General features: G+C 69.5%; 14 protein-coding genes. 5 read left to right on the top strand and 9 right to left on the bottom strand.

Features of this window, described 5'->3' with window-relative positions:
* Positions 1 to 51: 51 nt before the first annotated feature.
* From HMPREF2581_RS12115 to HMPREF2581_RS12105, 3 genes are read left to right on the top strand one after another with little or no spacing between them, the layout of a single operon-like run.
* Positions 52 to 966, top strand: a complete 915-nt coding sequence (locus HMPREF2581_RS12115; RefSeq protein ID WP_003138226.1) for an ABC transporter ATP-binding protein — start codon at positions 52 to 54, stop codon at positions 964 to 966.
* Positions 957 to 1,784, top strand: coding sequence for an ABC transporter permease (locus tag HMPREF2581_RS12110; RefSeq protein WP_003091826.1), 828 nt, complete (start codon positions 957 to 959; stop codon positions 1,782 to 1,784). The genes HMPREF2581_RS12115 and HMPREF2581_RS12110 overlap by 10 nt, the downstream gene beginning before the upstream one ends.
* A gap of 16 nt (positions 1,785 to 1,800) precedes the next feature.
* Positions 1,801 to 2,337 (top strand): nitrous oxide reductase accessory protein NosL, encoded by a 537-nt coding sequence (locus HMPREF2581_RS12105; RefSeq protein WP_003091829.1) that lies wholly within the window; start codon positions 1,801 to 1,803, stop codon positions 2,335 to 2,337.
* An 82-nt stretch (positions 2,338 to 2,419) separates the two neighbouring features.
* Here HMPREF2581_RS12105 and fpr read toward each other — a convergent pair whose 3' ends face one another.
* On the bottom strand, positions 2,420 to 3,196 hold the full coding sequence (fpr, locus tag HMPREF2581_RS12100) for a ferredoxin-NADP reductase (protein ID WP_003091832.1): 777 nt from the start codon (positions 3,194 to 3,196) through the stop codon (positions 2,420 to 2,422).
* Positions 3,197 to 3,469: 273 nt separating this feature from the next.
* On the opposite strand from fpr, the gene HMPREF2581_RS12095 reads away from it, so the two are divergent.
* Positions 3,470 to 4,396 (top strand): LysR family transcriptional regulator, encoded by a 927-nt coding sequence (locus tag HMPREF2581_RS12095; protein ID WP_003091833.1) that lies wholly within the window; start codon positions 3,470 to 3,472, stop codon positions 4,394 to 4,396.
* Position 4,397: 1 nt separating this feature from the next.
* On the opposite strand, the gene HMPREF2581_RS12090 is transcribed toward HMPREF2581_RS12095, so the two are convergent.
* The 5 genes from HMPREF2581_RS12090 to HMPREF2581_RS12070 all read right to left on the bottom strand — a co-directional run bounded on the left by HMPREF2581_RS12090 (position 4,398) and on the right by HMPREF2581_RS12070 (position 8,668).
* Entirely contained in the window at positions 4,398 to 4,739 is a 342-nt protein-coding gene (locus HMPREF2581_RS12090) for a YceK/YidQ family lipoprotein (protein WP_003098676.1), read from the bottom strand.
* 53 nt (positions 4,740 to 4,792) lie between these two features.
* Entirely contained in the window at positions 4,793 to 5,926 is a 1,134-nt protein-coding gene (locus tag HMPREF2581_RS12085) for an ABC transporter permease (RefSeq protein ID WP_003130239.1), read from the bottom strand.
* Positions 5,923 to 7,095, bottom strand: a complete 1,173-nt coding sequence (locus HMPREF2581_RS12080) for an ABC transporter permease (protein ID WP_003130238.1) — start codon at positions 7,093 to 7,095, stop codon at positions 5,923 to 5,925. The genes HMPREF2581_RS12085 and HMPREF2581_RS12080 overlap by 4 nt, the downstream gene beginning before the upstream one ends.
* 3 nt (positions 7,096 to 7,098) lie before the next feature.
* The gene (locus HMPREF2581_RS12075) at positions 7,099 to 8,070 is read right to left on the bottom strand and encodes an HlyD family secretion protein (protein WP_003091837.1); all 972 of its coding nucleotides are present in this window, start codon (positions 8,068 to 8,070) and stop codon (positions 7,099 to 7,101) included.
* Positions 8,071 to 8,182: 112 nt separating this feature from the next.
* Positions 8,183 to 8,668 carry a phosphate-starvation-inducible protein PsiE gene (locus HMPREF2581_RS12070; RefSeq protein WP_003091838.1) on the bottom strand — a complete coding sequence of 162 codons (486 nt, stop codon included), beginning with the start codon at positions 8,666 to 8,668 and terminating at the stop codon, positions 8,183 to 8,185.
* A gap of 174 nt (positions 8,669 to 8,842) precedes the next feature.
* Between HMPREF2581_RS12070 and HMPREF2581_RS12065 the strand changes: the two genes are divergently transcribed.
* Positions 8,843 to 9,130: a DUF3509 domain-containing protein gene (locus HMPREF2581_RS12065; protein ID WP_003091839.1), complete on the top strand. Its 288-nt coding sequence runs from the start codon at positions 8,843 to 8,845 to the stop codon at positions 9,128 to 9,130.
* On the opposite strand, the gene HMPREF2581_RS12060 is transcribed toward HMPREF2581_RS12065, so the two are convergent.
* The 3 genes from HMPREF2581_RS12060 to HMPREF2581_RS12050 are packed head-to-tail and all read right to left on the bottom strand — an operon-like array spanning position 9,123 to position 13,593.
* Entirely contained in the window at positions 9,123 to 10,478 is a 1,356-nt protein-coding gene (locus HMPREF2581_RS12060; RefSeq protein ID WP_003138223.1) for a TolC family outer membrane protein, read from the bottom strand. The two genes, HMPREF2581_RS12065 and HMPREF2581_RS12060, sit on opposite strands and share 8 nt — an antisense overlap.
* Positions 10,475 to 11,806 carry an HlyD family type I secretion periplasmic adaptor subunit gene (locus HMPREF2581_RS12055; protein WP_003138221.1) on the bottom strand — a complete coding sequence of 444 codons (1,332 nt, stop codon included), beginning with the start codon at positions 11,804 to 11,806 and terminating at the stop codon, positions 10,475 to 10,477. The genes HMPREF2581_RS12060 and HMPREF2581_RS12055 overlap by 4 nt, the downstream gene beginning before the upstream one ends.
* A complete protein-coding gene (locus HMPREF2581_RS12050; RefSeq protein ID WP_070601764.1) occupies positions 11,803 to 13,593 on the bottom strand; it encodes a type I secretion system permease/ATPase in 1,791 nt (596 codons plus the stop codon). The genes HMPREF2581_RS12055 and HMPREF2581_RS12050 overlap by 4 nt, the downstream gene beginning before the upstream one ends.
* Between the last annotated feature and the right edge of the window lie 157 nt (positions 13,594 to 13,750).

Raw genomic sequence — 13,750 nt, 5'->3', positions numbered from 1 at the left:
CGTGCGCGACAGCCATCCGCTGATGCGGATGCCCGCCGCGGAGCCGAGGCCATGAGCCTGGTCGAGATCGACGGCGCGACCCTGCGCTACGGCGCCCTCACCGCCCTGAGCGGGCTCGACCTGCGCCTGGAGCCCGGCGAGGTGCTCGGCCTGCTCGGCCACAACGGCGCCGGCAAGACCACCACCATCAAGCTGGTCCTCGGCCTGCTGGCCCCCAGCGAAGGCCGCGTGCGGGTCCTCGGCCACGATGCGAGGAGCCTGGAGGCGCGCCGCCAGCTCGGCTACCTGCCGGAGAACGTGACCTTCTACCCGCAGCTCAGCGGCGCCGAGACCCTGCGCCACTTCGCCCGCCTCAAGGGCGTGGCGCCGGCCGAAGCCGCGCGCCTGCTGGAACAGGTCGGCCTCGGCCATGCCGCCAGGCGGCGCCTGAAAACCTACTCGAAAGGCATGCGCCAGCGCCTCGGCCTGGCCCAGGCGCTGCTCGGCGAACCGCGCCTGCTGCTGCTCGACGAACCGACGGTGGGCCTCGACCCGCTGGCCACCGTCGAGCTTTACCAATTGCTCGACCGCCTGCGCGGCCAGGGCACCGGGATCGTCCTCTGCTCCCATGTGCTACCCGGCGTCGAGACGCACATCGACCGCGCCGCGATTCTCGCCGGCGGCCGCCTGCAAGTGGCCGGCAGCCTCGCCGAACTGCGCCGCAAGGCGGCTCTGCCGACCCGCGTGCGCCTGGCCAGCCCGCATAACCCGCAGTGGCTCGAACGCTGGCACCGGGCCGGCCTGGCGGCGCGGAGACTGGACGGCCAGCGCATCGAGGTACTGCTGGACGATGCCGAGCGCGACGGCGTGCTGGAAGCGCTGCTGGCCGCGCGCGAGTTCGAGCTGGAGATCCTGCCGCCGTCGCTGGAGGACCTCTATCGCCACCACATGTCCCCCGCCCCCACCGGAGCCACGCCATGCCCGTAGTCTGGACCATCGCCCGCAAGGAACTGGCCGACGGCCTGCGCAATCGCTGGCTGCTGGCGATCAGCCTGCTGTTCGCCCTGCTCTCGGTGGGCATCGCCTGGTTCGGCGCCGCCGCGGCCGGCCAGGTCGGCTTCACCTCGGTGCCGGCGACGGTCGCCAGCCTGACCAGCCTGGCCACCTTCCTGATGCCGCTGATCGCCCTGCTGCTGGCCTACGACGCCATCGTCGGCGAGGAGGAAGGCGGCACCCTGCTGCTGCTCCTGACCTACCCGCTGGGGCGCGGCCAGTTGCTGCTCGGCAAGTTCCTCGGTCACGGCCTGATCCTCGCCCTGGCCACCCTGATCGGCTTCGGCAGCGCGGCGCTGGCGATCCTCGTGCTGGTGCCGGAGGTCGAGGCGGCCATCCTGCTGGGCGCCTTCGGCCGCTTCATGGGTTCCTCGCTGCTGCTCGGCTGCGTGTTCCTCGCCCTGGCCTACGCCCTGAGCAGCCGCGCCAGCGAGAAATCCAGCGCCGCCGGGCAGGCGCTCGGCCTGTGGTTCTTCTTCGTCCTGCTGTTCGACCTGGCCCTGCTGGCGATCCTGGTCCTCAGCCAGGGTCACCTGAGCCCGCGGCTGCTGCCCTGGCTGTTGCTGCTCAACCCGACCGACCTCTACCGGCTGATCAACCTGTCCGGCTTCGACGCAGCCGCCGCCGGCGGGGTGGTTCCCCTGGCCAGCGACCTGCCGGTGTCCGCCAGCGCCCTCTGGCTGGCCCTGGCCCTCTGGGCCGGCGCTGCCCTGGCGCTGGCCCACGGCCTGTTCCGCCGCCGCCCCATCTGACTCACGAGGTTCCGCCATGCAACGTCATACCCTCCCCCTGCGCCCTCTGCTCGGCACGCTCCTGCTCGGCCTGCTGCTGGCCGGCTGCGATGCGTCGCGGGACGACGCCACGGCACTCGGCCCGGTGCCGATCGCCAGCGGCGACGAATGCCACGTCTGCGGCATGCTCATCGAGGAAATGCCCGGTCCCAAGGGCGAGGCGGTGCTTCCCGGCGCGGTGCGCAAGTTCTGCTCCACCGCCGAACTGTTCGGCTGGTGGCTGCAACCGGAAAACCGCCAGGGCCAGGCGCGCCTGTATGTCCACGACATGAGCCAGGCCGACTGGCGGCACCCCGACGACGCCCGCCTGATCGACGCCACCCGCGCCTACTACGTGGTCGGCATCCAGCGGCCGGGCGGCATGGGCGCCACCCTCGCCTCGTTCGCCGACGAAGAGGCCGCGACGCGCCTGGCGGCCGAGGAAGGCGGCCGGGTACTGCGCTTCGACGAGATCGACCAGGCGGTGCTGCAAGGCGTGGGCGGCGACCACCCGCACCGGCACCCGGCGCACTGAGCGTGGGCCGGAAAGCAGAAAGCCCCTGCCGCGGATACGGCAGGGGCTTTCTTCGCCTGGCGCGACGAGGCGCGGCGGAGGCCTACTTCTCGACGAAGGCGCGCTCGATCAGGTAGTCGCCCGGCTCGCCCATGCGCGGCGAGATCTTCAGGCCGAAGCTGTCGAGCACGGCGCTGGTCTCTTCCAGCATGCTCGGGCTGCCGCAGATCATCGCACGGTCGTCCTGCGGATTCATCGGCGGCAGGCCGATGTCCTCGAACAGCTTGCCGCTGCGCATCAGGTCGGTCTGGCGGCCCTGATTGCGGAACGGCTCGCGGGTCACCAGCGGGTAGTAGATCAGCTTCTCTTTCACCTGGTCGCCGAAGTACTCGTGTTCCGGCAGGACCTTGGTGATGAAGTCGGCGTAGGCCAGTTCGCTGACCCAGCGCACGCCGTGGACCAGGATCACCTTCTCGTAGCGCTCGTAGGTTTCCGGGTCCTGGATCACGCTGAGGAAGGGCGCCATGCCGGTGCCGGTGCTGAGCAGGTAGAGGTGCTTGCCGGGCAGCAGGTCGTCGTGCACCAGGGTGCCGGTCGGCTTGCGGCTGACCATCAGCTCGTCGCCTTCCTTCAGGTGTTGCAGGCGCGAGGTCAGCGGGCCGTCCGGGACCTTGATGCTGAAGAACTCCAGGTGCTCTTCGTAGTTCGGGCTGGCAATGCTGTAGGCGCGCATCAGCGGGCGACCGTCGACTTCCAGGCCGATCATCACGAACTGGCCGGTCTTGAAGCGCAGACCCGGGTTGCGGGTGGTCTTGAAGCTGAACAGGGTGTCGTTCCAGTGGTGCACGCTGAGAACGCGCTCGGTGTACAGATTGCTCATCAAAGACTCCTAGGAAAACGCGGGCGCACACCAACAGCAGCAGACGTGACGCAGTTGCGCGGCATTTTATCGGTTGCCAAAATATCCGCAAAATGAATTGTCTGGATAATGCTTATCCAGAATATGGATATGGGATAACACGATATCGGTCGGCCGCCGGCCGCCGAGGGCTCCCATCGCTCCCGCGGACGGGGCGCAAGGATAACCGAGCCAACCCCGCCGACGGAACGGCAAAATGTCGCGGGGCCTTTCGCTCTAGACGAGGAAGCCTGGATGAAATTCACCCTCCGCCAGCTCGAGGTGTTCGTCGCCGTGGCCCAGCAGGAGAGCGTCTCCCGTGCCGCCGAGGGGCTGTCGCTGTCGCAGTCGGCGACCAGCACCTCGCTCGGCGAGCTGGAGCGGCAGTTCGACTGCAAGCTGTTCGACCGCGCCGGCAAGCGCCTGACCCTCAATGCCCTCGGCCGCCAACTGCTGCCGCAGGCGGTGGCGCTGCTCGACCGCGGCGAGGAAATCGAGAACCTGCTCAACGGCAAGACCGCCTTCGGCTCCCTCGACCTCGGCGCCACCCTGACCATCGGCAACTACCTGGCCACGCTGCTGATCGGCGCCTTCATGCAGCGCCAGCCGGACTGCCGGGTGCGCCTGCACGTGCACAACACCGCCCAGGTGGTGCAGCAGGTCGCCCACTACGAGCTGGACCTGGGCCTGATCGAGGGCGACTGCCGGCATCCGGACATCGAGGTGCAACCCTGGATGGAGGACGAACTGGTGGTGTTCTGCGCCCCCCAGCATCCGCTGGCGCGGCGGGGCGGCGCCGATCTGGAACGGCTGACGCGGGAGGCCTGGATCCTCCGCGAGCAGGGCTCCGGCACCCGCCTGACCTTCGACCAGGCCATGCGTCATCACCCGCGGCCGCTGAACATCCGCCTGGAGCTGGAGCACACCGAGGCGATCAAGCGTGCCGTGGAGTCCGGCCTGGGCATCGGCTGCATTTCCCGCCTGGCCCTGCGCGACGCTTTCCGCCGCGGCAGCCTGGTGCCGGTGGAAACGCCCGGCCTGGACCTGCGCCGGCAGTTCTACTTCATCTGGCACAAGCAGAAGTACCAGACCGCGACCATGCGCGAGTTCCTCGACCTGTGCCGCAGCGAGACCGCCGGGATCAGCCGCAGCGACGAGATCGTGCTGCCGCTGATTCCCTGACTCAGTTGGCCAGGGACAGGTTGCCGTCGCGGTACTGGCGGTACGAGGTATAGGGCAGCGCGAGGGTGTCGATCACCCCGGACAGCGCGAAGTCGAGGGCCAGCACCTCGAGGATGCCGTCGGCTTGCGCCGGCGCCACCGGCGACCCGGTCTTCACGTTGAGCCGGCAGAAGGTATAGCTGACCCCGCTGTACACCCGCGGCAGGCTGGTGCAGGCGGTCGCCTTCAGGCGCAGGTCGTGGGCGGCGCTGGCGTCGTCGCGCACCAGCGTGTTGACGGAACCGCACCCGCCGAGCGTGGCGAGCCCCAGAAGCACCAGCAAAGAAAGCCCCGAACGAAACATTCCTTCATCTCCCTGTGCGAACGCCAGCCGAGTATGGCCGGCCTTGCGCCGCTTCACCAACCCTTGATGTTGTCCCAGCGCCAGTTGCGGTACTGGTACAGCAGCGTACCCAGCAACGCATAGGTGGCGGCCATGCCCAGCAGCACCAGGGCATGGTCGCTGACTTCGCGCAGCGGCAGGTCCATCTGGTTCATCTCGGCGATGGCGCGGATCGCCCAGGTCGAGGGGATCGCGTCGGCCAGCCAGCGTACCCAGTCCGGCATGGCCTGTTCCGGCCAGCTGTAGCCGGCCATGTAGAACAGCGGCAGGGTGATGAAGGTCATGGTCAGGTACACCGATTCCTCGGTGGGCAGCAGCTCGGCGATGAACTCGCTGAGGGCGATCACCGCGATCAGGAACGGCAGGACGATCCCCAGCAGCATGAAGAACGAGGCCGACTGGCGATAGCCCAGCAGGTGCGGCCAGATCACGTAGAAGAGCATCGCCAGCACGGTCCAGATCAGCAGTTGCGCGCTGTAGCGGCCGAAGCGGGTCGACAGCGGCTGGCGCATGTAGCGCGGGGTGCCGCCGCGCAGCATGATGTTGCCGCGGGTGCAGCCGAGCAGCAGGCTGTGTTGCAGGATCAGCGACAGCAGCCCCGGAAGAACGATCGCGGCGAAGCTGATACCGGGGTTGAACAGGTCGGTCAATTGCCCTACCAGCGGGCTCAGCACCACCTGCGCCTGGGTCGCGGTGAAGCCTTCGCGTTCCAGCAGGGCGGCGTTGTAGCGGTTGGTCAGCGCGCTGTAGACCGCCGAGATGTCCTGCTGGATCTGGCCGTTGGCCATGCGGTTGGTGGCGTCGCCGAAGTACGGGATCACCAGCGCCTCGCCGCGCAGCAGGCGCTTCTCGAAGTTCAGCGGGATCACGATGATCGCGTACAGCTCGCGCCAGGCCAGGTCGCGCTTGGCCTGCGGCAGGCTGTCGTAGCCGACCACGGCGACCTTCGGCGCCGAATCGAGCAGCCGGACCAGCTCGCGCGACACGTCGCTGTGGTCCTCGTCGACCACCGCCACCGGCAGGTCGAGGGCGGTGTGGTTCATGTACGGCAGCGAGGTGATGCACACCGAGGCCACGACCATCAGCCACATCGGCTTGGACAGCATGGCCTTCAGGGTTTCCCGGAGGATCTGCAGGTAGTTCTTCATATCGGGCTCAGGTCCAGGCGGCTGCGCAGGCGCATCTTGGCGATCATGTAGGCGATCAGCGGGTACAGCGCCAGCTTGGCGCAGGTGTAGAGCGCCGAACTGGGCGGCGCCTGGCGCAGGAACTGGTCGAACAGGCCGTGCAGGGTGTGGGTCAGCGGCTCGGCCTCGGCGATCACCCGCGCCAGGGTCGGCATCGCCAGTTCCGGGATCAGCACTCCCGAGTAGGTCTGGGCGACGCCGATCAGCATGCCCACCAGCGAATAGGCGGTGAAGCGGTTGGCGGTGAAGACGAACAGCACCAGCCCGACGCTCTGCGCGGCGATCACGTAGAACAGCGTGATCATCAGCATCGCCAGCGGGCTGCCGTTGATGCGCGCGCCGGAGAACGCCACCAGCAGGAAGATTTCCAGCATCAGCAGCGCGGTGAACAGCAGCGTGTAGGGCGCCAGTTTGCCCACCAGGCGTACGCCGAGGGCCTTGGCCCGCAGGATGTGCGGCGAGGAGGCGCGCAGTTCCGGCGCCTCGCGGGCCAGCACATGGACCATGGTGACGATCACGAACAGCTGTAGCAGGTGCACGATGGCGGCGAACTGCTGGTAATAGATGTAGTTGCCGCTGGCATTGAACAGGCTGTCGTAGGACACGCTGATGCTCGCCAGGTGCGGCAGCGCCGCCGGCATCCCGGCGGCCAGGCGCGGACGCAATTCGCCGTTGAGGCTGGCGACCAGCGCCGAGAAGTCCTGGGTGGCGGCGTAGCCGGCCGAATACAGCAGCGCGTTGTAGTACAGCTCGGCCTTCGGCGCGCGCCCGCCGAGCACGTCGGCCTCGAAGTCCGGCGGGATGTAGAGCAAGGCGTAGGCATCGGCCCGACGGATCGCGTCGAGCCCCTCCTGGACGCCGGCGGGAACGGTGATCACCTGGGCGTGGGAGGTCGCGTCGAGGTCGCGGATCAGCTTGCGCGACAGCTGGCTATGGTCCTTGTCGACCACCGCCAGCGGCATGTCCAGCAGGGTACCGGCCTGGTAGACGCCGCTGATCACGCCGAACAGCAGCAGCGGCCAGCACCAGCCGAGCCAGTGGATGGTCCAGCTGCGGCAGGCGATCCGCGTCTCGGTGTTGAACGCCTGGACGAAACGGCTGGCGTTGCGCTTCAGCGCGGCCCACGCCATCGCTCAGTTCGTCCAGCGCCACAGCGCGCTCATGCCCGGGCGCAGGCCGGGTGTCGGCTGCAACGGGTAGAAGCGGGTCTCGAAGGTCTTCAGGTCGAAATCGCCGGTGGCGCGGGTCGCGCGCCTGGTCGAGAAATCACCCAGCGGGGCGATGTAGCGCAGCTCGGTCTCGACCTCGGCGCCGCCCAGGCCGGGCACTTGCATGACGATGCGGTCGCCCTTGCGCACCTTGGCCAGGATGTCCTCGCGCAGGTTGAAGACAAAGTAGCTGTCGTCCAGCCGCACCAGCGTCAGCAGCGGACTGTAGGCGTTGATCAGTTCGCCCTGTTCGGCGGGGATCGGCCCGACCTCGCCGTTGACCGGCGCGCGCACCTGCAGGTCGTCGATCTGCGCCTGTAGCTCGGCGATCTGCGCGTCGGCCCGGCGCACCGCGGCCTGCAACGCCTGGCGGCGCTCCTCGCGGTCGCCCTTGAGGCCTTCGTCGAGATTGGCCCGCGCCTCGGCGACGCGGTCGCGGGCGACATCGCGCTCACGCCGCGAGAGGTCGAACTGGGTCCGCGAGAGGAAGCCGCGCTCGACCATCTGCTGGTTGCGCTGGAAATCCGACTCGGCGTTGCGCAACTCGGCCTCGGCCTGTGCCAGGCTGGCCTTGAGCGCGCGGATGCTCTCCTCGCGGGTACCGTGGAGCGACTCGTCGAGCTGCGCCTGGGCCTGGTTGCGCGCCGCGTGCAGGGCATCGAGCTGGGCTTCCAGCTCGGGGCTGTCGAGGCTGATCAGCAGGTCGCCCTGCTTCACCTCGTCGCCGCGCCGCACGTGCAGCACCTGGACCCGGCCCTTGGCCTTGGAGGAAACGATGACGTTGGTGGCGTCCGCCTCGCCCTGCAACAGCAGGGGCGGATTGTGCAGGCGCAGGTAGAGGGTGATGGCGACGATCGCGAGGATCAGCAACGGGGTAAAGAGTTTCCATCCCTTCATGGGGCAGGCTTCCTGAACACGACCGGGCGATGGTAGTACATTGCCAGGCCGTTGCGCTGGCCGGCGCGCCGGGCGGAAGCGCGCCGGAGACCGGCTCCGGCACGGCGACGAATCAGGCTTCCCCTTCGGCGTCCTCGCTCGCCACCCGCCGCGCGGCGGCGCCGTCGGACTTCGCCGAAGGGAAGCGCGCCGAGGCGAAGCGCACCACCAAGATCGCCAGCGCCAGCAGGAGCAACGCCACCGAGACCAGGATGATGCCATCGTCCGGCGTATGGTTGTGCTGGATGTCGGCGATCATCAGGCGGGTCAGCGCGGTCATCGCCACGTAGATCAGGAAGCGTACCGGCATGTGGTTGGTCTTGAAGTAGATACCGACCATCGCGCCCAGCTCGAGGTAGATGAACAGCAGGAGGATGTCGTCGATCGACGCATGCCCCTTGTTCACCATCCCCAGGAAGGCCGCGCCCGCCGCCCAGAACACCGTGGCGCCGATGGCGAACAGGGCCAGGTAGTGGAACGCCTCCACCAGCAGGTTGCCGAGGCTCTCCGCCTGGTGGTGCATGCTTGCGCGCAGGCGCTCGGCCCAATTCTGTTTCATAGCTTCTCCCGACAAAGACGACGGCCACCTGGCCCGAAGCGTGCAAGGCCCAGGCCAAGGCACGTGCGCAGATAGACGTCCGCACGTCGGCGCAGGGTACAGCCCGGCGGTGACAAAGAACTTTCCGGGCGGCACCCAGTCCCAACCAGCACGACAGCATTCAGGTGGTCCGCCATGACCGACAGCAGCCCTTTCCAGCTCCTCACCGAGGCCTTCCAGGCCGAGTACCGGGTCAACCTCAGCCTGGAGCGGCCGGACGGCAGCATCGTCCTCACCCTCTCCAACGAACGCGGGGTCGCCGCCAAGCGCCTGATCCGACCGGCGCAACTGCATGACCTGGAACAGTTGCAGCGGATGATCGAGAGCATCCGCTTCGGCATCGCCATCGAAAACGGCACCAGCGCGCCGCAACTGTTGCAGGCGATGACCCAAGGCAAGGCACGCTGGCCGATAGCTATCTGATGGCAGCGGCGACCTGCGCGCGTCCTTCGCCGGCGCCGAAATAGGCGGCCAGTACCGCTAGGTCGCGGTCTTCCAGCACCCCCGCCAGCTGGCGCAGGCGCAGCCAGGCGTTAAGGTAGGCGTAGCGCGCTTCCGCCAGGTCGCGGCGGGCGCCGTAGAACTGCTGTTCGGCGTCCAGCACGTCGCGATTGACCCGCTCCCCGCCGGCGACGCTACGCCGCGTCGCCGTCACCTGTTCGCGCGCCGCCGCCACCGCCATCTCATAGGCACGCACCTTGGCCAGGCTGCTGGCGGTCAGGTCGAACTGGCTGTGCAGGTCATTGATCACACTGGCCACCTGGGCATCCAGCTCGGCCTGGGCCTGGGCGTACTTGTCGCCGGCCTGGCGGGTCGCCGCCGACACCCGCCCGCCCTCGAACAGCGGCAGGCTGAGACGCAGGCCGACACTGTCGGTGTCGTATTTCTGCTCGTAGGTGCTTTCCGAAGCCGAGTGCGTCTTGCTGCTGCTGGCGTAGAGGCTGAGCCTGGGCAGGTGGCCGGCACGATTGCGCTCCACCTCGTAGGCCGCCGCCTCCAGCGCATGGCGCTGGGCGCCCAGCTCGGCGCTGCGTTGCAGGGCCACCTGGCGCCAGCCCTCGAAGGTCGCCGGTTGCAGGCGCAACGCCGGGAAACGCTCGATGGGCGCGGCCAGTTCGCGATCCTCCAGTGCCTGCCCGAGCATCGCTTCCAGCGTACGCCGCGCCGCCGCCGCACGATCGCCGGCGGCGATCTCCTCGGCGCGGGTCAGGCTCAGCCGGGCGCGGGTCTCCAGCAGGTCGGTGCGGGTGCCCTCGCCTTCCTCGAAGGCACGCTGGTTGAACGCCAGCTGGGTTTCCAGGGCGCGCCGCTGGGCCTCGGCCAGGACCACCTGCTCGCGGGCGAACAGGGTTTCGCTGTAGGCGGCGAACAGGCGCACCGCCAGTTCCTGGCTGCGCCCGCGGAACTGTTCGTCGGCGAACAGCGCCTGGGCCTCGCCCTGGCGGTAGCGCGCGTAGGCCTCGTAGTCGAACAGCGGCTGCTCCAGGCTGAGGGTCGAGGCGTAGCTGCGATAGTCGCGCTCGACGCGGGCGTCGCCCTGGCTGACGGTGGAGTCGTTGCGCGCCTTGTTGTAGTCGTAGCGCAGGCTCGGCAGCAGGCCGGCACGGCCGATGGCGCGGTTTTCGCTGCCGGCGCGGCGCTCGTGGAGCGCCGCCTGGAAGGTCGGGTCGTGGCGCACCGCCAGTTGGTAGGCGTCCAGCAGGCCCAGCGCCTGGGCCGAAGAGGCCGAAAGCAGCGCGGAGGACAGCAGGCAGGCTCGCAGGCGATTCATTCTTCCCCCAGCGCCAGGTGGGTACGGTCGGCCAGCGGCTTGAACAGGTAGTTCAACAGCGAGCGCTCGCCGCTGCGAACGAAGGCCTCCACCGGCATCCCCGGGCGGATCTCCAGGCCGGCCAGGCGACGTACGCCCTCCTCGCCTACGCGGATGCGCACCCGGTAGTACGGCGCCTCGCTGCGCTCGTCCAGCAGGCGGTCGGCCGAGACCAGGGTCACTTCGCCCTCCACCCGCGGCGTAGTGCTCTGGTTGAAGGCGCTGAACATCAGCTCCACCGGCAGGCCGACGCGGACCTTGTCGACCATCTCCACCGGCAGCCGAGCGTCCACCAGCAGCGGCTGGCGCTCCGGGAGGATTTCCATCAGTTGCTGGCCGGGCGCGATCACGCCGCCCTCGGTGAACACTTCCTGGCCGACCACCAGGCCGGCGACCGGCGCCCGTACCTCGCTGTTGGCCAGGTCGAAGCGCGCGCTGGCCAGGCGATTGCGCAACTCCTCGGCGCGCACCTGGGCGTCGGCCAGGCTGGCGCGCACCTCTTCCTGGAACTTCTCCCGCCGCTGGGCCATGCGCAGGCGCAGTTCGAGGATCTGCCGGCGGGTACTGCCGAGGCTGCCGAGGTCGCCGGCGATCTCGCCGTTGACCTGGGCCAGCAGGCGCTCGCTGTCGAGCAGGCGGTTGCGCGGCACGTAGCCCTCGCTGGCCAGTTGGCGCAGGCCGCGCAACTGTTCCTCGAGGGCGACGCGCTGCTGCTCCTTGCTGCGCAGCGCGGCTTGCAGGCCGTCCAGTTGCGCCTGGCTGCCGGCGACCGTCTCGGCGAGACCATCGAGTTCCAGGCGCAGCGCCCGCCGACGGCTGTCGTGCAACTGCCGCTGCTGTTCCAGCAAGGTCGGCAGGCGCGGGTCGTCCAGCGCCAGCAGCTCGGCGGGAAACTCGATCCGCGCCTTTTCATCGCGCTCGGCGCTCAGCCGCGCCAGACTCGCCAGCGCCGCCAGGTACTGGGCGAACAGGCCATCGGCCTGGGCCCGGGCCTGGGTAGCGTCCATCTCCAGCAGCACCTGTCCTGCCTCAACCCGCTCGCCTTCGTGCACGCGGATGTGCCTGACCAGGCCGCCGGTAGGGTGCTGCACGGCCTTGCGGCTACCGGCCACCATCACCGTGCCGGAGACCCCGACACCCTTGTCCAGCGGGGCCAACCCGGCCCACAGGAGAAAGCCGACGAAGCCGAGCAGCACCAGCCCCCAGCCGAGCCGGGAAAAACGCTTCTCGTCCAGTTCCAGCGCCGCGCCGCCGGCGCCGACTTCGCGCAACCGCGCCTGCCCGCTCATCGCGCCGCTCCTCCCGGCACACCGCCGACCGGCATCCCCGGTCCCGGCCGGTAGCCGAAACCGAACGCCGGCGTCGGCCGTGTCGGCGCCGGGGCCGCAGCGGCCGGCGGCGAGGCGCTGGCAAGCACCTCGGCGGTCGCGCCGAAACGCTGCAGGCGCCCGCCATGCAGCAACAACAGCTTGTCGGTCAGCGCCAGCACCGCCGGCTTGTGGGTGACCAGCACCAGGCTGCTGCCGTGCCGGCGCATCGCCGCGATGGCCTCGGCCAGGGCCGCCTCACCCGCCTCGTCGAGGCTGGCATTGGGTTCGTCGAGCACGATCAGCGCCGGTCGGCCGTACAGCGCGCGGGCCAGGCCGATGCGCTGGCGCTGGCCGCCGGAGAGTCCGGCGCCGCCGTCGCCAAGGCGCGTGTCGTAGCCCTGCGGCAGGCGCAGCACCAGGTCGTGCACGCCGGCCAGGCGCGCCGCCGCCACCACCTTCTCGGCATCCACCTCGGCGAAGCGCGCGATGTTCTCGGCGATGCTGCCGGCGAACAGTTGCACGTCCTGGGCCAGGTAGCCGATGTGCGGCCCCAGTGCCGCCGCACTCCACTGCCGCAGGTCGGCGCCGTCCAGGCGCACCGCGCCGGACAGCGGCTGCCAGGCGCCCACCAGCAAGCGCGCCAGGGTCGACTTGCCGGAACCGGACGGCCCGATCACGCCGAGCGCTTCGCCAGGCTCCAGGGCGAAACCGAGGTCCTGCAACAATGCCTGCTCGCGTCCCGGCGCGGCCGCGCAGAGCCGCTCGACGCGCAACGCGCCGCGCGGCACCGGCAGCGGCATGCCCAGGGCGGCAGGCGGATTCTCCTCGAGCAGCCGCGCCAGTCGCTGGTAGGCCTGCCGCGCGCCGCTCCACTGGCGCCAGACCGCGATCAACTGGTCGATGGGGCTGAGCACGCGGCCCATCAGGATCGAGCCGGCGATCATCATCCCCGGGGTGATGCGTCCCTCCACCGCCAGCCAGGCGCCGAGGCCGAGCACCAGCGACTGCAAGGCCAGGCGCACGCCCTTGGAGGTCGCGCCGATCGCCGCGCTGCGCTCGCTGCCGAGGTTCTGCCGGGCAAGGAAGGCCTGGTGCTGGGCGAACCAGCGCGCGCGCATGGCCGGCAACATGCCCATTGCCGCCAGGGTTTCCGCCTGGCGCAGGTTGGCCGAGGCCTGCTGGGTGGCGAGGATCGACAGTTGCCCGGCCTCGGCCAGCGGTTCGCGCGAGCGGCTTTCGTTGACCCAGGCGAGCAGCACCAGTAGCAGTGCCCCGGCCAGGGCGAGCAGGCCGAGCCAGGGACTGAAGAGGAAGATCACCAGCAGGTAGAGCGGGAACCAGGGCGCGTCGAAGAAGGCGAACAGGGCGTTGCCGGTGAGGAACTGGCGCAGGCTGGTCAGGTCGTTCAGCGCCTGCCCGGCGGCCTGCTCGCCGCGCTCCAGGCTGGCGCGGAACGAGGCGTCGTAGATGCGCTGGTTGAGTTGCATGTCGAGCTGGCCGCCGAGGCGGATCACCACCAGGCTGCGCACCCACTCCAGGGCGCCGAGCAGCAGGTAGAGGCCGAGCACCATGAGGGTCAGCATCAGCAGGGTCATGTGGTTGCCGGAGCCGAGCACCCGGTCGTAGACCTGCAGCATGTACAGCGACGGCGCCAGCATCAGCAGGTTGATCACCGCGGTGAACAGCGCGACGCTGCGCAGCGCCGGGCGGAAACGGCCGAGGGTGGCGAGGATTTCATTGCGCGGCGAGGCCGGCCGGAGCTTCATCGGAGTCGGGTCCTGTGGGTGTCCGGGCCGCGAGCGGGCCCGGAGGACATTGCGGCAGTCTCCGCTTGCCGGGCACGGCCGGCGGAGGAACAATCCGGGGGCCGCCGTCGCCACGGGTGCGAGGCGCAGCGACGGCGGTTCGTGCGCCGGAGAGGAG

Source organism: Pseudomonas sp. HMSC057H01, from assembly GCF_001836405.1.
Classification (GTDB): Bacteria; Pseudomonadota; Gammaproteobacteria; order Pseudomonadales; family Pseudomonadaceae; genus Pseudomonas; species Pseudomonas aeruginosa.
This window is presented reverse-complemented; position numbering and strand designations above follow the sequence as displayed.